Below are 17,945 nucleotides of genomic sequence, written 5' to 3'. Positions count from 1 at the left end.
TTCGCCGCTCCTCTTATCCTGCTGCAGCATAAGCTGGTACAAGATAAGGGAGTATCTTAAGGCTGTACTTCCTTATCATCACCCCTGGATAGTTTCCAGTATATACTTCTTCATCTCCCGAAAAAAAAGAGAAGTGCAGGCCCGGCCCGCACTTCTCTTTTTTTATTTCCGGCATATCATACTCCCCGCCGCCGGACTGGAGCATACACTCCTATTTCTCAGGCCAGGCTCCTCATAACGCCTTTTTCTATTGCCGTTTTGCCGCTTTACCTTTTTTCAGCCCAGCCAGCAGTGCATATGGGATGATTCCGAACCATTTGAATAGGAACGGCTCTTTTTCATCCTTGCGGCTTTCCTTCTGTTTTTTCCGCTCATCCTTCGGCTGGTCCATATACTTCACAAAAGTCTGGGTGACATATTTCACATAATCATTGGTTTTCATCGGACACACCTCTCTTTAGTCAAAGTATGTCCCGGCCGTCAGCTTTTCAAACACAGCTGCGCTTCTGCCGTGATGGAACCGATTGTCCTCCCATCAGTCTCAATAATATGGTCGGCAGCTTCCTTATACAATGGAAGCCTCGATTGATAGAGAACTTTTACTTTCTGTTCAAGCCCGCCCTCGAGCAGCGGACGTGCCGTATCAGCAGCAAGCCTTTTAATTGTTTCCTCAGGAGAGGCATGCAGGAACAGGACAGTCCCGGTGTTTTTTAGAAGGTCGCGGTTTTCCTTCCTTAAGACGACACCTCCCCCTGTAGTGACGATGATGTCCCTTGCCGACAAACGCTTCAGCATTTGCGTTTCCAGCTTACGGAAATATTCCTCGCCTTTCTGGGCAAACATCTCCTTGATGCTGATGCCTGCTTCCTTTTCTATTTCCTCATCCATATCAACCGCAGGCTTCCCAAGAACACAGGAAAGCTCTCTGCCGACAGTGGTCTTCCCCGCTCCCATAAAGCCGATTAAGTAGATTGTATTCATCAGGCGGATCTCCGTTCACTTTTTTTCTGTCCATTTTATCATTTTTCCGCGGTCTCTGTCATAAAACGCATATGAAACAATCGGTTTCTGGGATCCTATCGCCAGGGTAAAGGAGATTTCGAAGAGAGAGCCCGCCAGTTCTGTCATAGAATATGTCACAGTCCCTTCTTTAAATATAAAGCTGCCAGGCTGGAGGGTTTCATCCTCCTCCACATCCGCCAGGTGCCTCTCAAGCCTTTTGACAGAGCTGAGCAAATAATAATCCTGTTTGAGGATTTGTTCTTTTTCGTTCAGCAATTCTGCTTCTGACACATTCTGCCCCAGCAGGATAAGAAGCGATAAGCAGGAAGCCAGAAGAATGCTCAGAGACACAGGAAAAGCAAACCCTTTTTCATTCCGGAGCATTCTGGTTCACCTCTATAAATGGCACAATCACTGTGTGAAAATTTTCCCCGTTGCGGCTTTGCGCCTCTACGAGAAGGCTCTTGCCCTGAAAGGAAAACGAGGCCGCCTGGATATTCTGCAAAACCACTTCATGCCCTTGCCCGTTGACTCTCCTTCTTAGATTGCTGCCGTACCTTTCAAAGCTGACAGACTCACCGCTCCCCGCAAGCGTCAGCCGCCCTTCATTTACTTCAATATTTACGCTCATATGAACCTCTTTTTTCAGCTGTGCAGAAAAGATTTCCCATTCCATTCTTTGAAGCCTCATTTCCGATGCTTCCCCATCAGCCAGGTATCTGAGCGAAAGAGGGAGCAGTGAAGTAATGATGAGGAAGATGCTAAAGCCGAAGAGCATCTCAGCCAGCGTAAAGCCATTATTCCTTAAAATAAATGTCACAAATTCTTTCGTGTTTCCCGTTCTTTTTCTCATAGTGAACACAAACCTCCACACTCAGTCCATCCAATTCCATCTCCTCTATGGGATAGGCTTCATGGTGAAGCACAGAATGGGCCGATCCCGCAGCTTTCATCTGAAGATATTCATATAAGGCCTGCACCGCTTCAGAGCTTTTTCTGTGTTCCTCCGCCTGGTCTGAGGCATGGAGGAACAGCGGAAACAGCACACAGGCTGAAACAAGCCAGGCAGACAGGCTGAGGATAAGCTCCGCAAGAAAGAAGCCTTCATTCTTTAACAATATAAAACCTTCCTTTCCCTATTAAAAACGTGATCCTGTATGTTTCCCCGCCGGCTTCGGCATACAGCGAACCGAAGCTGCTTACATTCCCGCTTGGGAGAAAACGGAAGGATAACTTCATTGTATCTTCGTATATGGCGATATCCTCCTCATAGCTTCTGTCGATAATAGCGGCAGAATTGGGCGGGGTGGCGATATAACGGTTTTCGTCCGGAAAAATATAAAAGGAAATGGTCTCCTGGCGGGAAATCGCATATTGCTGTGCGAAAAAGAGGTCTGATTGAAGCTGAGACAAAAACAGCCTGCTTTCAAGCCGGCTTGCCTGAGGGACGATATAAACAGCAGCCAGAGAAGAGATCAGAAGAAAAATTGAGAAGACAAGCAGTGTTTCAACGAGCGTGAATCCACCTTCACCTTTAGCCATTATTCAGCTGCGTGACCTCCCCATCCGCACTGATAGAGATGCTGCTGCCGTTCGGACAGGATGTTTCGCCTTCTTTTAAATATCCCTCGCTTACAAGCTCCTCTATTCCCGAAGGATACTGTTTATGCTCTATCTCATATGACTGGACCTGGGCCTGGACCATCTTGATGTAAGCCTCGCAGCCTTTGCTGTTGATCTTGGAATTATGCTTGGTGATATTCGGCACGGTTATGATGAGCAGGACAGAAATGACAAGCAGGACGATCATCATTTCAATAAGGGTAAAACCTTTTTCGTTTTTCACTATTTCATCTCCTTTATAAACCATTTAGTAAATGAAACATGGGGAGCATCACGGCCAGATACATGGAAATCACGAGGGCGCCGATGAGGGAGAATAATACTGGCTGGACGATTTTGAGGCCTGAAGTGACCTTCTGCTCGAATGCCTCCATGCAGTGGATGCTGTAAAACCTCAGCTCCTGTCCAAGCTTGCCGTTTCTCTCGCCATGGCGGATGATTTGGCACAGATCTTCCTGGAAAAAAGCAAAGCCGGACAAAATATCATCCAGTTTCTCCCCGGTTCTGAGCCTGATTTTTATGGATTCCCCCAATTCACTGTAAAAAGGCTGCTGGGGATTTCGCTGGAATAAGAGGAGAGCCTCAGAGACTGAGAGCCCCCCTCCTAGCAGATAGCCAAGCTGGGCCGTGAAATACTGGGTAAAAAACAGCCGGAGCAGTGGGCCGGCTGCAGGGAGCATGGCAAGGCGCCGTTTCTGGTCCATCTGGGGAAGATGCCTGAACCTGAAAGAATAATACAATAATGAAGCTGCAGCGAGGGCAACGAAAAGGACAGCAAAAATGGGGAACAGGGTCCCTGCAAGCATTACCGCTTCAGTAAAGAAATTTGTGTCTAAATCCATGGAAGAAAAAAGCGAAGTAAATCTGGGGAGAAGCGTCTGCTGGACAAAGAAAAATAGAATAAATGTGGCTGACATCAGAAACAGCGGATAATAGAGGATTTTTCTCAGGCTGCTGATTTCCTTGCTTCTTCTCTCCATGATAGCGCTTCCGTCTATAAAGGCTTCTGCAAGGCCGCCATGCTGCTCGGCAAAATAGACATAGCCGATTAAAGTGGGGTTGAACTTGAGGTTTGTGAGGACCCGGTAAAAAGGATGGCCCTCTTTTAAATCATTGAGACTATCTGAAATTGCTGCTTTTCTGAAATCAGGCAGATGATAGGCCAGGGATTCGATTGCTTCGCTGAGCGGGTAGCCCCTCTGCAGAAGTTCGCCTGTCCTCTTCAGGAATCCCGCCTGTTCGTCCAGCGTCCATTTACGAGTCCTCATTATACACCCACCGATCCATTTCAGCCTCCTTAATGTACCCCAGCGCAATTCCTTTGAGAATGGCATTCTTCAGAGTAGGATACTGATAGGCGCTCCCTTCCCCTCTTGCCTCCTTCATGACCGCAGAAAGGGCTTTGCCTGTCAATAATTCAAACACACTCGCCCTTCTTCCCGCAGCGGCACCCCGGCAGTGAGGCGGACAGGTACCGCTGCAATACGGGCATGACAGCTCCACGAGACGCTGCGCTGTTACAGCTATCAGGGTCTGCTCAATTTCCTGCCATCCTACCCCGAACTCACAAAGCCGGTATATAGCACCCTTGGCATCCCTGGTGTGCATCGTACTCAGCACAAGATGGCCTGTCAGCGCTGCCCGTACGGCAATTTCAGCTGTCTCTGCATCGCGTATCTCACCGACCATAATGATGTCCGGATCATGCCTCAGGATGGCCTTCAGCCCTGAAGCATATGACACGCCCGCCTTTTCATTTACCTGCACCTGAAGTACGAGGTCGCTGTCCTTCTCGATCGGATCCTCCAGCGTGATGACATTTCTTTTGAATAAGGATGAAGTTTCATGCAGGAGGGAATAAAGGGTAGTTGTTTTTCCGCTGCCGGTCGGCCCGGTAAACAGGACCAGCCCATGGGCATGCTTCAGCAGTGCCAGGAGCTTATTCGACATAGCCGGAAACAGGGAGATCTTTGAAATGTGGATATTGTCTTCCTGGGGAAGGATGCGGATGACCAGACTTTCATGATGGGAAGAAGGAAGGGTGGACAATCGGAGGCCAATCAGCTTCTGATCAATCTCCAGTGAATACGCGCCGCTTTGCGGGCGCCTGCGGTCGCCGATATCCATTGAAGCAGAGAACTTGAAATGGGCAATCAGCCTCTCACAGTCATCAGTCGGCAGAACCTGCCGCGATAAGAGCCTGTCAGCGATCCTGAGCTGGACCAGGGTATCATGCCTGCGCGGGAGGATGTGGATATCCGAGGCATTTCTCCTGACCGCATCACATACGATACTGTCGGCCAATTTTTCAATTTTACTCAACCATATAACACCGCCTTTCTTTGGGATAATACTTATTTCGACAGTTCCTGCAAATGTCCTCCTGATATTTTTATTTTTTTTGCATAGGACTTCCGTTTTTCCATATACTATTTTTACACAGCAGCATTGGGCTATAGCCAAGCGGTAAGGCAACGGACTTTGACTCCGTCATGCGTTGGTTCGAATCCAGCTAGCCCAGTTTCAGAAGGCAGAAAAAGGGGAATCAGCATGGCTGATTCCCCTTTTTCTGTTCAGCTGCTAAGCTTCAGCGGTTCTTTCCTGCTGGCAATCCCCTTTAAAGCATCGGGATTATAGCCGACAACCAGCTTTTTCCCGTCAGTCAGAATGGGCCTTCTCAGCAGCTTCGGCTCTTCCACGATCATTTTGACAACCTCTGACAGGGAGAGTTCATTCACATCAATGTTCAGATTTTTAAAGGTGCTGCTGCGAGTGGCCAGAACCTCATCAAGGCCTTCTGTTGTCAAAGACAGGATCTCAAGCAGTTCTTTGCTGGATGGAGTTTCGCGGAACAGATGCCTTTCTGAAAAGTCGATTGAGTTTGCCTTGAGCCAGCTTTTGGTCTTTCGGCATGATGTACAGCTCGGGTACGTGAAGAAAGTCAGTTCATTCATTTTTATCCCTCACTTTTCTGGTTTTTTAGTTAGTTAGTTTGTTGTTAAATGAATTGTACATCATTTGTATAACCTTTGTACAGTATTTTACACTCCTTATTTAATACTTTTTTGTGAACTTTTTTCTAACATTCATTTTTGCCTTACCTGTTTCTGCTGCCGCTGTATTATAATGGAATTGGATCGGTGGAGGTGATGAAATGGATCAAACGTTAAAGGTGACAAATGTGCTGGCAGATCCAACCCGCTATCATATTTATCAGTTCATAACAAAGAAGCACAGCGACGTCACTGTCCAGGAGATTGCTGAAAACTTCAGCATTCATGCGAATGTTGCCCGCCTGCATCTGTCTAAATTGGAAGATGCCGGTTTATTGGTTTCCAAATCCGGCAAGACGGGAAAAGGGGGAAGGCCAAGCAGGCACTATAAGCTCTCCGATGAATTGATCCAGATGAATTTCCCTTTCCGGGATTTTCAGCTGCTTGCAAGAATCTGCATTGAATCAATGATGGGCCTCGGTGATGCCGGCAAAAAAGCCCTGAAGGAGACCGGAAGAAAATTTGGCAGGGAGCTCCTTATACAAGAATTGAACAGGCAGGAAAAAAAAGAGGAAGACCTTTCTTTTGACGAAAGATTCTTCTTGCTTAAGGGTGCGGCCATGGCGGCCGGTTTTTTCCCGGAGTTCAGCATGAATCCGGAAAAAACTAAAATATACTTCCAAATTTACAACTGCCCTTTTAAAGAGGTGGCAGCCAAACATCCGGCAGATGTGTGCGACATGCACTTCGAATACCTGCAAGGGATGCTCAGCGCACTTTTTCCTTCTGCCGAACTGGCTGAAACGGAAAATATGATGAATAACTGTAAATCGTGCTCATACTATGCAGCGGTTACAAAGTAACAGCAAAGAGTTGTTTACTTTTTAATAAGAATTACTTTATAATATGGTAGTGATTGAACTGCTTGCTTTAAAGGAGGGATACATATGGATCGCATGTACAGAGTATTGGGATTCTGGACGGGCATTTTTGCTGTCATGTTCTTCTTGGGGGACATGTATACAACGTCTCTAATCTTCTTCGGCCAAACAGGATTTTTCCTGCTTCTAAGCTATTTAAAGCTTTCCGAACGTATGTATATTTATATTTTTGGCGCTTATTTAACCGTTTTCTTTGTTGGCTTCACCTACTGGTCAACTTTTATGATGACCCCAGGAGCCGGTGGGCACTAAAGTGCGCAAAAGAAAAAGCGATGGAATTCCCATCGCTTTTTTTATTTCAAGTAAAATTATATAACTCCGATTACTGTCCACAGCTGCGTTCCTTAACGAAGCAAGGCACTTGCACTCTTTCTATCCTTCACCCAGCCCTTTCGTCTGCACGATGCTATGAAAGGCAGCACTCATCCCGGAAGGCAGGATCAGCTGCCTGATCGCCCGGTTCCGCCTGCTGGCTGCAGAAAAGGGATCAGGATCGTCATGATTTAGCAGATCCTCCAGGATACCGCAGGAAAGTAGGAATTCATCCTGCCTGTACTTCCCTTCAAATTTCAAGTCCCGCTTCTCTCCCTCACGGATAAAAGAATCAAAATGGACATGGCTTGTTATGTCCATTTTGCCGGGGTTGCGCAAGAAGTCATCGATCAGCCTGTGATTGGAATAGCCCCTCAAGCTTCCTCTTTTCCTGGCAGGGTCCATCAATTCTTCATCTGTATATCCATAATCCACAGTCAGGACAATCCCCTTCTGAAGCATTTCAGAAATGGAAGATATTAATCCAATCATCCTTAAAGGGATTTCCAGTCGCTGATTTTCTTTTAGCTTTAAACCGTTTTCCCTTATGTAGGACAGCACAGAAGGATCCCCAAGGGGAACAGCTTCTTCCTTGAGCTCCCCGCTTTCCATTGCTACCATAACTTCCATCATACGCCCCTGCTGTTTTTCAACCACTCTGACCGGCAGGGCATCGAATAATTCATTAGAAAAAATCAAACCGCAAAAAGGCTTAAGTTCCTCGAGAGAATCGACCTGCTGCACACGGGCTCCTATAAGAGAAGACTGCAGGCCTTTATGATATGGGCTTTCTTCTTTGACAAAATATGTGACAGGATCCCCGGACAGTTTATTCCACTCGTCAATGAATGCTGAAGCAAAACGGCCGTCCCCTGCCCCGATTTCACAGACACGGGAAGGGAGTCCCCGCTCCTGCGTTTGGCGGAAGTACCATTTGGCTACCGCCCTTCCATATATATCAGAAATATTTGATGTGGTGATAAAATCCCCGTTACGCCCGATTTTCGGCTTGGGTACCATATAATAGCCTTTATTTTCGTCGTATAGTGCGATATCCATAAACTGCTCAGCCGTTATCCTTCCCGATGGGCTGCGGCTGATGATTTCAGTCAAAAGTTCCAGCACCCTTCATCCCCGCCTTTTACTTGATAGCTCAGAATCCATTAAGGAATGGATTGGAATCCATTTCCTGTCCAATGTAAGTGGCAGGCCCGTGGCCGGAGAGGACCAGGGTATCCTCCGGCAGTACCAGAAGCTTGTCGTGGATGCTCTTCAGCAGCTTTTCCTGGTTTCCGCCGGGAAGGTCTGTCCTTCCTATGCTTCCGCTGAACAAAGCATCACCTGAAGCTACCAGGCTTGCTTCCGGAAAGTAGAATGAAACACTTCCAGGCGAATGGCCGGGCGTCTCAATAATTTGGAACGAAAACGCGCCGATTTTCATTTCCTGATCTCCTGCAAGAAGATTATCCGCAGGCTTGGCAGTGACCTTGCCCATCCTGAAAAACTGTGAGCCGTTCAGGGAAGGATCACGCAGCCATGAGGATTCCTTTTTATGAAGATAAGCAGGACAGCCGAATTCTTCCCTGATTTCATCCAATGCACCAATATGATCAAAATGGGCATGTGTCAGCAGGACAGCAAGCGGCTTCAGCTTATTGCCCTTAATATACCCTGCCAGCTTTGACGCTTCACCACCCGGATCTATAATCAGGCAGGTTCCATCCTCTCTTGAGAGAACATAGCTGTTTGTCTGAATCGGTCCTAAAGGTATCTGTTTCCACTCCATTATATAAAGCCTCCAGTTGAACATTTATTTATGTATATTTTACACTATTACTAATACCACCTAAAGCTGATTGCATAAAGAGGATAAAAATAAACCGGGGGGATGCTGAATTGAAGATTTTTTATGCTGCTGAGGCTTCAAGCCTTATCGGGGAATTGCCTGAGTTTGATCTGCTGCTCAGAAATGAAACAAGCCTGAAGGATACAGCGGGCACCCTATATTTGTTCGAATCTGAACAGGATAGGGAGACAGCGGTCTTTTTGCTGAAAGAAGGGCATCTGTTCGAAGACCGGCACCTCCTCATATACCTGGAAGATGCCATTATGGGGGAACATTTTGATGATTGCGGAACCATTTCAGAAAATGGGGAATATTATCTTTGGATGGAGCTTGTTCGCCCATTTGCCATAACAGCCGGGGAGGCGGCCCAGCGGGAGATGGCCCTGCTGCAATTTGAAGAGCATCTGGCTGCATCGTCTTCTCTCACGTGCGGGCGCGTTTATTTTATCGGGGTACACCTGGAGGAGCTGGCTTTAGGGATTGCAAGGGCATACGACATAGAAGTGTCATTTTTAGACCTCGACAAATTGGGTATATAAAATATATAATAATAACGAATGTAAACCATTACTTACATACAGATTTTACTAATCTGATCATACGATAAAGGGGGCTTTTCAACATGGGCTTGGTCATTGTCTTTGCTTTAGTTTCATTGCTTGCAGCATACGGCACCTTCTCTGCGCTTAAAAATAAGAATCTCCTGGGAATTGTGTTCGGAGGAGGCTCTTTTGCCGTTTTCGGCTGGTTTGCAGTTATGACCCTTATCCACCACGGTTTTCCGGCGGCACACTAATGCATTGAAAAAAGCTTCTGCCCTGCAGCAAGCTTTTTTTATTTTCACAGAAAAACAGGACTGCTTGAAAGCAGCCCTGTTTTTCTGTTATTCCAATCCCTCCAGGCGGCTTTGCACCCTCGCTACCTTGTCTTCCATCTTTCTTGCAACATCCCGCCTGTCATCAATACGGATGTTGGTTGCAGCACGTGCAAGGCCTTTTTCAAACGGCACTTCATGCATGGCTTCGATAACCTTGAATAAATCCGGCAGCTCTCCTTCAATAAGCGTGCTCATAGGGGTCAGCTGAAACCTGATCAGCCCTTCGCTTTCAAACTTCTGCAGGACTCTTTGAATATCTGCCACATATGCACTGACACTTGGCGAACCAGTTCCGATCGGAATGATTGTTACATCTGCAATAGCCACTTACATCACTCTTTCAATCTTATTCAAAGCCTCTATAGCGCATAGAGGATTCATTTTGTATTGTAGACCTTTCCTTTTATAAACAAAAGGGAAAACTATTCTTTTTTCACAAGATCAACCGTTGTTTTATCAGCCATATTCAGAAGCTTTTCAAAATAAAACCCGTACAGGCACCAGCTGCCTTCGGGAGCGCAGCTCAAAGGCTCGTTTTCCATCTCCTCGAAAATGGTATCCTTTATCTGTTCATCAGGACTGTAGCTGATCAGCCTGAAACCTTCTGCGTATGCATCTGCTTCTGTACTGTAGAGCGGTTCAAAGGTATAAAAATGACCGGCGGATTGATCGTATGCATAGTAAGGAACCAGCCAATCTGAATATCTTGTTAAATGAGGCATCGAAAAAGAAGATACACGCTGGAAGCCCCCGTCATAGAAGGTATACTCAGCCATCCCTTCCTGTTCCTGATCGACAGAAAGCGCCACTATCCCTTCAGGCAACGCTTCTGCTTTAATCAGATCATCAAGGACAGTTTTGGCCTCTCCATTCAAAAGCCCCATCGTTTTCATAGGAGCAAAGAGAGAAGGGCTTTGCTCGCTCCAATCCAGATAAAACAAATCGTCCTTGGATATCCATTGGGCAAAAGGCTCTGGCAATCCGATTTTTTCAAGCAGATTCCCGCTGATTTGAAAATGGTAAACCTGGAATTCCCAATCCTCATTAAACACAGAGAGCAGGAGGCTGTTCTCATCAAAAGGATTCCATTCAACTGCAAGCTCATACAGCTCCATCGTTTCTTCAGCTAATTGGGCTCCTTCATGATCAATGATGGTAAGGGTGCTTTCATTGCCGGCCTGCGGTGACTGGATGAGCAGATATTTCCCTGATGGGCTGACTGTTACAGCCGCAATCGGTTCCTCATCCTCATAGATTGTTTGCTGCTTCCCTGTTTTAATATTATGGGTAATCACTTTTGTTCCTTCCTGTTCCGCAACAGTAAAGGCAAGTATGTTCTTTCCAACCCATCCGTTGATGGACTGGATTTCTCCCTCTTCGACGGTTACAGGCTTCACCTTAAATTTTTCTTCCTGGTCTCCCTGCCCCTTGCCAGCTGTCTGGGCCGAATGACCTTTCCCATTTTCCCCGCCATCCCGGCTGGCAGGCTCGGGGCTGCACCCGAATAGGATGAGTGTGGATAAAGCAAATATAAACAGGAATGGGCCTAAAAACTTAAAAAATGGGTGAGAGTCTTCATGTTTCATTCCACACATCCTTTTTCCCTTCTGAGCCATAAATGGTTTCAAGTAAATTTATCTTTTATATTACAAATATATTATATTTTAATAACAAAAATTTTTAAACCGATAATCGGCGAATATGTGAATTACATATATATGGAAGCGAGGAAGATACCGAGCGTCTCTTCATATATTTCATCAAACTGCGACAACGGAAGCGGGTTGATCCCTTTTCCCAGTTCGATCGTGAAACCGGGCCTCTGGAATTCTTTTATAAACCAATCCTTGTATCCTGCAAAACTGTCCACATACTGGATGGCCTCATAGCCGCTTACCCTTGCAAACTCGCTGGCAAGCGCGGCAGATTCAGGCGGTTCCAGACCCTCATATCCCCAATAGAACTCCTCTCCCTGGGTATGATAGGCAAGAATCCTTCCAAATTCCCGCTCCCTTGCAAGTGCTGCCATCGCCTGAGCCTCTGGCTCTGTTAAAGGGGCAGTCCCTGGAAAATCCCTTGGTGCAGGAGCCTTTTCTTCTGTCCGCTCTTTTTCTACTTCCCACTTGGCGGGAAATTGATTGTTCAGGTCCACTCCCTGGATATTGGCTTTCCAGCCTGTAAAATCTGTGCTGCCCCTGTTGATTTCTGCCAGTTCTGCTTCCATTCCTCCGGGAGGCCCTTCCAGGACCAGGTTTACCCCATCCGGGTTTACCATCGGTACGATGGATAGATCGACTGAATCATATAAAGGAAGTGTGCTGATGCCCCTTATGGGCGTGCTGTTGGTTAGAGATAGCAGGAATGTGTTCAGTTGGAGCATTAATACAGATGATGTGATCCATTCATTGGCATGGAATGAAGCATTCAGGTGCACCTTCTTGCTCCCATTGCCGAGCCTGATTTCATATAGGGTTTTTCCGAGGACGCTTTCCCCTGCTGAACCTATCTTTATGAAGGGAAAGATGTCGGCAAGCTCCCTGATATCATTTTCAAGCTGGTCAAATGTATATTTTATCCGCCCATTTACGACTGGGGAAACGGCCCTCACAGGAATCAGTATTTCCTCTCCGGGCTGTATCCTGTTTGGATTGACATCCTGGTTCAGGAGAAGCAGCGCATCCACTGAAAGGCTGCGGGACGCGCTTATTTTCCAGAAGCTATCATTTTCGCGGATTATATAGGATTGTACAGTAAAGCCGGGAATCGCTATTTCCTGGCCGATTTGCAGCATTGCCGGATCCACCCCAGGGTTGGAGTCAGCCAAAAGCCCTGCTGGAACCATAAAAAGACTGCTGTAATACCAAAGCGTATCGCCTGATCGGACTGCTACTTTCATGAAGATCCCCCTTTCCATCTTCTCATATGTATGACAGAAAGAGGCCCATCATTACGGTCTATAAAAGAAGGGCTGCATTTTTTCTTTGCAGCCCCTTTTTCCGTGTGATTCAGTTATCGCCCTTTTGTTTAATATACGGAGAATCCTCATAAAACCTCAGGAGGTCGCCATAAATAATTTTATCGGAATATTCAAGTTCATTTTTTGCTTTCTCTATATACGGCTCACAGGCTGCAGCGTCCGCCGGTTCAGCGGTTTCCTTGCTGTAGCAGGTGTCCCTTGTATAAATATAGTCTTTTGTAATGAAGCTGCCATCCCTAAGCACCGTAAACTCCTGGCGGTCATTTGCAAACAGATCTGATCCAAAATCGATGTCATCCCTGGTGTCTATGCCAAGGAGATGGAGTATAGTCGGCTTTATATCGATCTGCCCGGACACTTTCGAAATCGTTTTTCCCTCCTGGCCAGGAATGTGTATGATGAGAGGGACCCGCTGCAGCTGGGTGCTTACAAACGGAGTAACCTCTGTGCCAAGGAACTCTCCCATCGCTTTATTATGGTTCTCTGAGATGCCGTAATGGTCACCATAAAGGATGATGATGGAATCTTCATATATCCCCTCATCTTTAAGCTTCTGAATGAAATTTTTAATGGCTTCATCAGTGTAGCGGACAGTAGGGAAATAGTTATCAACCGTTTTGTTGCCGGAAGTATATGGTTCAATGAACTGATCTTCTTCCCCAAGCTCGAAGGGGAAGTGGTTGGTCAGCGTGATGAACTTTGCATAATAAGGTTCAGGCATTTCTTTTAAGTGCTGTATTGACTGTTCGAAGAAATCGATATCTTTCATCCCCCAGCCGACTGAATTGGTTTCAGTCACCTCATAATCCGGAAGAGAATAAAACCGCTGATAACCAAATGAATCATACATGATATCCCTGTTCCAGAAGCTCTTATTGTTGGCATGGAGTGACGCTGTGTAATATCCGTTCTGATTCAGGATTTCAGGAGCAGCGGCAAATTCATTCCCGGAATGGGTGAAAAATACTGCTCCCCTGCTGAGCGGATAAAGGGAATTATCCACAAGGAATTCAGAGTCAGATGTTTTCCCTTGTGCTGTCTGATGGTAAAAATTATTGAAATAGTAGCTTTCTTTTATGAAGTCATTCAGAAAAGGTGTGATTTCCTGCCCGTTGACTTTTTCATTTATGACAAAATTCTGGGTGGATTCCATTGAAATGAGAATGACATTCTTCCCTTTGGCAATGCCGAACATATCATCCGCCGGGGCAACGTAGCTGGCGCGCGCATAATTTCCTATGTCCGCCAATTCGCTCCCGTCAGCCAAGGCCCGCTGTGCTGAGGATTTTGACTGCAGGAACACATCGTAAATATGATAATTATAGGTGCCGATATTCTTGACCAGCATTTCCCTGTCAAAGGTACGTGTCAGCAGCTGGGGACGCTCGGTTTCTGCAAGCCCTAAATTAAAGAAGGCAATGGCAACGGCAGCCAGGAAGAATGCCCTCCGGTTCTTTTGGGAATGTTCGCGGTACACCAGTGCCTGGGGTCTGAACATCATGATGATGGCCAGAATAATAAAATCTGCAAAATAAAGCAGATCAGTCAAATTAAGCAGCTCGCTTACACTGCTTCCAAGATCGCTCATATTGCTCGTTTGGAATAGAACCGGGACTGTCAGGAAATCATTGAAAAACCGGTAAAAGACCACATTTGCAAAAAGGATGGCTGATATAATGAAACTGGAAATAACAACATACCTGACTTGATTTTTCTTCTTCAGAAAAAGTCCGAATCCCAGCACAAACATTAAAAAACTAAGCGGATTGATCAGCAGGATTATTTCCTGTTTGAAGTTCTCAATTTTTATATCGAAGCTAGTTTTATAGGCGATATAGGTTTTAAGCCAGAGCACTGCTACCGCAAATCCAATCAGGTTAAGCGCAGGCCATCTTTTATTCCCCATGATCATACCTCCCTGCATTGCCGATTGAAAGACAAGCGTATGCTAAATTATGGAAGATCAACAAAGATAATCTTAATGCTTTCTCAATAAAAAATCAATTTTACATTTACATTCTGAATGTATAATAGGTTATTGGCTGATTCCTTCTTACCCATCTTATTAGACGTTTCAAACAATGAAAGGTTTCCGGTTTGTCCTGTTCTGCCAAAAATGCTTCTATAGTCCGATGACTGTCTCCCGCCATAGGGGGACTTTTTACTATGCTATTATGGTTTCCTTTTTCCCAACCTTAAATCCTCTGGTTTTCTTCACAAAAAAAACCTTCTGCGCAGGCAGAAGGCTTTTTATAATCATTTATTTTTGATAAGCCAGGCAGCGCCAATGACTCCGGCGTCATTGCCAAGAGTGGCAATATCAATTGACGTGGACACCGCAACCCTTGGAAAAGCAAAACGGGCAAACTGAGCTTTGACAGGATCCAGCAGTATGCTTCCGGCTTTGGAAACGCCGCCGCCGAGCACGATCTTCTCAGGGTTGAGTGTATTGGCAATATTGGCCAGCACAAGCCCCAGATAGAAGGAAACTTCTTCAATAACCTTGCCGGCTGTATCGTCTTCCTGTCTGGCTGCATCGAAGACATCTTTAGCAGATAAGAATCCATTATTCCTGTGCAATTCATGCAGCATGCCTTCATCTTGTCCCTTTTTCATCTTGTCCAGCGCAATCCTCACAATACCAGTAGCCGAAGCGATCGTCTCCAGGCAGCCGGTTTTGCCGCAATTGCAGGGAGCCCCGCCTTCAGGAATAGCGGCAATATGACCAATTTCCCCGGCCGCTCCGCTTGTTCCCTGGACTATGTCGCCGTTGGCGATTACCCCTCCGCCGACTCCAGTTCCGAGTGTGACACATACAAGGTCTTTAGCGCCGTCCCCGGCACCCTTCCACATTTCACCCAGCGCGGCACAATTGGCATCATTATCTATGATGACCGGCAAAGAGGTTTCCACTTCAAGCAGATCCTTTAAAGGATAATTATCTTTCCAGCCAAGATTTACAGTATTATAAACGACACCTGAAGCAAGATCTACCGGGCCGGGCGCCCCCATTCCGATGCCGGCAACATTTTCCTTGCTGTGATCCAGTTCTTCAAGCTTCTGATCAATTGCTTTGGCAATATTAATGGTGATATTCTTGCCATAATTAGAATTATCAGTCGGTATCTCCCATTTATGAATGATTTCTCCGTAAAAATTCAAAAAAGCCAATTTGGTTGTCGTTCCTCCCAAATCCACTCCGATCAGCCATTTTTCAGCCATTATTGTCACCTTTTCCTTCTATCGTTTGTTTTTAAGCTGCAGCTGCCTTTCGTGCCTGACGAGCAAAAGAGCAGTCTGAAAATCCTTTGGATCAATCAGCTGGGACTGCCGGAGCTCCATCAGCTCCTCTTCCATCAGCTCAAGGTCAGCCGACCTGTCTCCAATATAAATGAAGGTCCCATACTTTTTTAGAAATTGCTGTACATCATAAATGCTTTTCATTCTCAACCCTCTTACTATTGGTTTGCTTTCATATTTTTGCAGCGGTTACATCAAAAGTATAATCGAAAAACATAGCTATCTCAATGGAAAACAGCAGCTTGAGATCTTTTTAAGGCTGAACAAGACAAACGGCTCAGCAGGCAGCAGCTCAAGCAGCCTTCCAGAACAGATGGGCCGGGGGATAAGCTTTTTCATATTGCACCAAACCAAAAATACCATGTTGATTCATCAGCAATGATAAATAGAGTTTCAACAAATAACCCAGCAATTTGGATACAAAAAAAACCCCTCAAATCAAGAGGGGCTTTGCCAATATCCAATGTATCTTTCAACGATCAGGATCTTTGGGATGAAGAAACCGCGGACGCCTGTTTTTCAGGGGAATCGGCGATCTTAGCAGCACATCCCTGAATGCCCTTAAGTTGAACGGAAGGAACGGCCAAAGGTAAGGGACACCAAATGAATTGATTCTCGCAAGCATAAAGATAAGGAATGTTACCGCAAGCATGAATCCATATTCATGGAATGCTGCTGTGGCCAGCAGCAGAAATATTCTGACAAGCCTGTTGGCGAGGCTCATTTCATAGCTTGGAGTTGAAAAAGTGCCGATCGCTGCAATGGCGAGGTACAAAACTACCTCATTGATGAACAGCCCAACCTCTACGGCCACCTGGCCGATCATCAGGGCGGCGACAAGCCCCAAGGCTGTCGCAAGGGCGGAAGGAGTATGTATGGCAGCCATCCGAAGCATATCAAGCCCAAGCTCAATGATCAAAAACTGAAGGATAAGAGGCAGCTCACCCACTTCATTCGGTCCGATATAGGCAAGTTTTTCCGGGAGCAATTCTGGCTTTACGGCCAGCAGATAATAAAACGGCAGCAGGAAAATCGACGCCCAGACTGCAAGAAAACGGACAAATCGCAGATACGCTCCAATCATCGGCTTGTTCCTGTATTCTTCTGCGTGCTGTAGATGGTGCCAGAAGGTGGTCGGGGTTATCATCACACTTGGCGAGCCATCGATCATAATGCATATATGGCCCTCAAACAAGTGGGTCGCTGCCGTGTCGGGGCGTTCGGTATACCTGACCATCGGAAACGGGTTCCAGTGCCTGCCTGAAATGAACTCCTCAATCGTTTTTTCAGCCATCGGGAGGCCGTCTGTATCAATCTTTGATAGAGCTTCCTTTATTTTCTTCACTGTATCCGGATCAGCAATGTCCTCGATATAGCTGACCACAATATCAGTCTTTGACCTTCTCCCCACCTGCATATATTCCATGCGCAAAGTACGGTCCCGGATCCGCCTCCGTGTTAATGCTGTATTGAAGACAAGGGTTTCAACGAACCCGTCCCTCGATCCCCTGACCACTCTTTCCGTATCAGGCTCCTCCGGCCCCCTGACAGGATAGGTCCGCGCATCAATCAGGATCGCTTTGTCCACGCCATCTGCAAATAATGCTGTGGGGCCAGACAGTACAGCATCCACGACCTTGTCAAGATCATCCAGAGTCTCTACCTCAACATACGGGATATAGGTTTTGACAAGCTTTGCCAGGGTGTCCCCTTCCAGCTGTTCTTTATCCAGGCTTGAAAGCAATTTCATCAGATAATGGAGAATATCATCTTTCACAAATCCATCAACCAGATACAGTGCCATTTCCCTTTCAGCATATTCCACATTCAGCTGAATCACATCAAAGCTCTTATCAACCCCGAGCGCTTCTTTCAGATAGGCGGTATTTTCCCGGAGAACGGGGCTGACATGCTTTTTCGTTCCTTCCATCATCAACACATCCTGACAGTATAAACATCTTATTCCAAATCAATAGTCTCATCATAGACAATGGATGGAAAAAACATACCATGCCGGGAAATTATCCAGTTCATCTTTGAGGAAGATATACTTGAGCAGTTAACCATTACGGAC

Annotated in this window: 24 protein-coding genes and 1 tRNA gene; 5 read left to right on the top strand and 20 right to left on the bottom strand. The window is 46.2% G+C overall.

Going from position 1 to position 17,945, the window contains the following annotated elements; genetic code table 11:
- Positions 1–13 precede the first annotated feature (13 nt).
- From Q9R36_RS05695 to comGA, 10 genes are all read right to left on the bottom strand, one after another.
- A complete protein-coding gene (locus Q9R36_RS05695; protein WP_156917017.1) occupies positions 14–175 on the bottom strand; it encodes a hypothetical protein in 162 nt (53 codons plus the stop codon).
- Positions 176–247: 72 nt separating this feature from the next.
- The gene (locus Q9R36_RS05690; RefSeq protein ID WP_009794920.1) at positions 248–442 is read right to left on the bottom strand and encodes a YqzE family protein; all 195 of its coding nucleotides are present in this window, start codon (positions 440–442) and stop codon (positions 248–250) included.
- Positions 443–480: 38 nt separating this feature from the next.
- A complete protein-coding gene (locus tag Q9R36_RS05685; RefSeq protein ID WP_129612053.1) occupies positions 481–981 on the bottom strand; it encodes a shikimate kinase in 501 nt (166 codons plus the stop codon).
- Between the two features lie 15 nt (positions 982–996).
- The gene (gene comGG, locus Q9R36_RS05680; protein WP_148949100.1) at positions 997–1,386 is read right to left on the bottom strand and encodes a competence type IV pilus minor pilin ComGG; all 390 of its coding nucleotides are present in this window, start codon (positions 1,384–1,386) and stop codon (positions 997–999) included.
- A complete protein-coding gene (gene comGF, locus Q9R36_RS05675) occupies positions 1,373–1,855 on the bottom strand; it encodes a competence type IV pilus minor pilin ComGF (protein ID WP_148949099.1) in 483 nt (160 codons plus the stop codon). The genes comGG and comGF overlap by 14 nt, the downstream gene beginning before the upstream one ends.
- Positions 1,800–2,120, bottom strand: coding sequence for a hypothetical protein (locus tag Q9R36_RS05670; protein WP_148949098.1), 321 nt, complete (start codon positions 2,118–2,120; stop codon positions 1,800–1,802). The genes comGF and Q9R36_RS05670 overlap by 56 nt, the downstream gene beginning before the upstream one ends.
- A complete protein-coding gene (comGD, locus tag Q9R36_RS05665) occupies positions 2,107–2,544 on the bottom strand; it encodes a competence type IV pilus minor pilin ComGD (protein WP_148949097.1) in 438 nt (145 codons plus the stop codon). Before comGD ends, Q9R36_RS05670 begins: the two co-directional genes overlap by 14 nt.
- Entirely contained in the window at positions 2,537–2,872 is a 336-nt protein-coding gene (comGC, locus tag Q9R36_RS05660) for a competence type IV pilus major pilin ComGC (protein ID WP_148949096.1), read from the bottom strand. Before comGC ends, comGD begins: the two co-directional genes overlap by 8 nt.
- Complete coding sequence (gene comGB, locus Q9R36_RS05655) at positions 2,862–3,893, bottom strand: competence type IV pilus assembly protein ComGB (protein ID WP_311224644.1); 1,032 nt, start codon at positions 3,891–3,893, stop codon at positions 2,862–2,864. Before comGB ends, comGC begins: the two co-directional genes overlap by 11 nt.
- Entirely contained in the window at positions 3,880–4,947 is a 1,068-nt protein-coding gene (gene comGA / locus Q9R36_RS05650) for a competence type IV pilus ATPase ComGA (RefSeq protein WP_311224643.1), read from the bottom strand. Before comGA ends, comGB begins: the two co-directional genes overlap by 14 nt.
- A gap of 127 nt (positions 4,948–5,074) precedes the next feature.
- On the opposite strand from comGA, the gene Q9R36_RS05645 reads away from it, so the two are divergent.
- Positions 5,075–5,146, top strand: a tRNA-Gln gene (locus Q9R36_RS05645).
- A 52-nt stretch (positions 5,147–5,198) separates the two neighbouring features.
- Here Q9R36_RS05645 and Q9R36_RS05640 read toward each other — a convergent pair.
- Entirely contained in the window at positions 5,199–5,579 is a 381-nt protein-coding gene (locus tag Q9R36_RS05640) for a Spx/MgsR family RNA polymerase-binding regulatory protein (RefSeq protein WP_009794911.1), read from the bottom strand.
- Positions 5,580–5,779: 200 nt separating this feature from the next.
- Between Q9R36_RS05640 and Q9R36_RS05635 the strand changes: the two genes are divergently transcribed.
- Positions 5,780–6,481, top strand: coding sequence for a helix-turn-helix transcriptional regulator (locus Q9R36_RS05635; RefSeq protein ID WP_009794910.1), 702 nt, complete (start codon positions 5,780–5,782; stop codon positions 6,479–6,481).
- Positions 6,482–6,565: 84 nt separating this feature from the next.
- A complete protein-coding gene (locus tag Q9R36_RS05630; RefSeq protein WP_009794909.1) occupies positions 6,566–6,811 on the top strand; it encodes a DUF2626 domain-containing protein in 246 nt (81 codons plus the stop codon).
- A 120-nt stretch (positions 6,812–6,931) separates the two neighbouring features.
- Here the strand turns inward: Q9R36_RS05630 and Q9R36_RS05625 are convergent, their stop codons facing one another.
- Positions 6,932–7,996, bottom strand: a complete 1,065-nt coding sequence (locus Q9R36_RS05625; protein ID WP_311224642.1) for a class I SAM-dependent methyltransferase — start codon at positions 7,994–7,996, stop codon at positions 6,932–6,934.
- 28 nt (positions 7,997–8,024) lie between these two features.
- A complete protein-coding gene (locus tag Q9R36_RS05620) occupies positions 8,025–8,657 on the bottom strand; it encodes an MBL fold metallo-hydrolase (RefSeq protein WP_009794907.1) in 633 nt (210 codons plus the stop codon).
- Between the two features lie 110 nt (positions 8,658–8,767).
- Here Q9R36_RS05620 and Q9R36_RS05615 point away from each other — a divergent pair, with 110 nt between their 5' ends.
- The gene (locus tag Q9R36_RS05615; RefSeq protein ID WP_009794906.1) at positions 8,768–9,256 is read left to right on the top strand and encodes a hypothetical protein; all 489 of its coding nucleotides are present in this window, start codon (positions 8,768–8,770) and stop codon (positions 9,254–9,256) included.
- A gap of 83 nt (positions 9,257–9,339) precedes the next feature.
- Positions 9,340–9,513: a DUF2759 domain-containing protein gene (locus tag Q9R36_RS05610; RefSeq protein WP_009794905.1), complete on the top strand. Its 174-nt coding sequence runs from the start codon at positions 9,340–9,342 to the stop codon at positions 9,511–9,513.
- Positions 9,514–9,600: 87 nt separating this feature from the next.
- Here the strand turns inward: Q9R36_RS05610 and Q9R36_RS05605 are convergent, their stop codons facing one another.
- From Q9R36_RS05605 to Q9R36_RS05575, 7 genes are all read right to left on the bottom strand, one after another.
- The gene (locus tag Q9R36_RS05605; protein WP_094767064.1) at positions 9,601–9,921 is read right to left on the bottom strand and encodes an MTH1187 family thiamine-binding protein; all 321 of its coding nucleotides are present in this window, start codon (positions 9,919–9,921) and stop codon (positions 9,601–9,603) included.
- A gap of 95 nt (positions 9,922–10,016) precedes the next feature.
- Entirely contained in the window at positions 10,017–11,180 is a 1,164-nt protein-coding gene (locus Q9R36_RS05600) for a YqgU-like beta propeller domain-containing protein (RefSeq protein ID WP_224951502.1), read from the bottom strand.
- A 122-nt stretch (positions 11,181–11,302) separates the two neighbouring features.
- Complete coding sequence (locus Q9R36_RS05595) at positions 11,303–12,490, bottom strand: M14 family metallopeptidase (protein WP_311224641.1); 1,188 nt, start codon at positions 12,488–12,490, stop codon at positions 11,303–11,305.
- Between the two features lie 109 nt (positions 12,491–12,599).
- Positions 12,600–14,477: an LTA synthase family protein gene (locus Q9R36_RS05590; RefSeq protein WP_224951506.1), complete on the bottom strand. Its 1,878-nt coding sequence runs from the start codon at positions 14,475–14,477 to the stop codon at positions 12,600–12,602.
- 350 nt (positions 14,478–14,827) lie between these two features.
- Positions 14,828–15,793 carry an ROK family glucokinase gene (locus Q9R36_RS05585; RefSeq protein ID WP_224951508.1) on the bottom strand — a complete coding sequence of 322 codons (966 nt, stop codon included), beginning with the start codon at positions 15,791–15,793 and terminating at the stop codon, positions 14,828–14,830.
- 18 nt (positions 15,794–15,811) lie between these two features.
- Positions 15,812–16,015 (bottom strand): YqgQ family protein, encoded by a 204-nt coding sequence (locus Q9R36_RS05580; protein WP_009794897.1) that lies wholly within the window; start codon positions 16,013–16,015, stop codon positions 15,812–15,814.
- A 328-nt stretch (positions 16,016–16,343) separates the two neighbouring features.
- Positions 16,344–17,804, bottom strand: a complete 1,461-nt coding sequence (locus Q9R36_RS05575; protein WP_148949031.1) for a spore germination protein — start codon at positions 17,802–17,804, stop codon at positions 16,344–16,346.
- Positions 17,805–17,945: the final 141 nt, after the last annotated feature.

The organism is Bacillus sp. AG4(2022), from assembly GCF_031844465.1.
In the GTDB taxonomy this organism is placed as follows: domain Bacteria; phylum Bacillota; class Bacilli; order Bacillales; family Cytobacillaceae; genus Bacillus_AB; species Bacillus_AB infantis.
The sequence above is the reverse complement of the archived record's forward strand: the minus strand, read 5'-3'. Positions and strand labels throughout refer to the sequence as shown.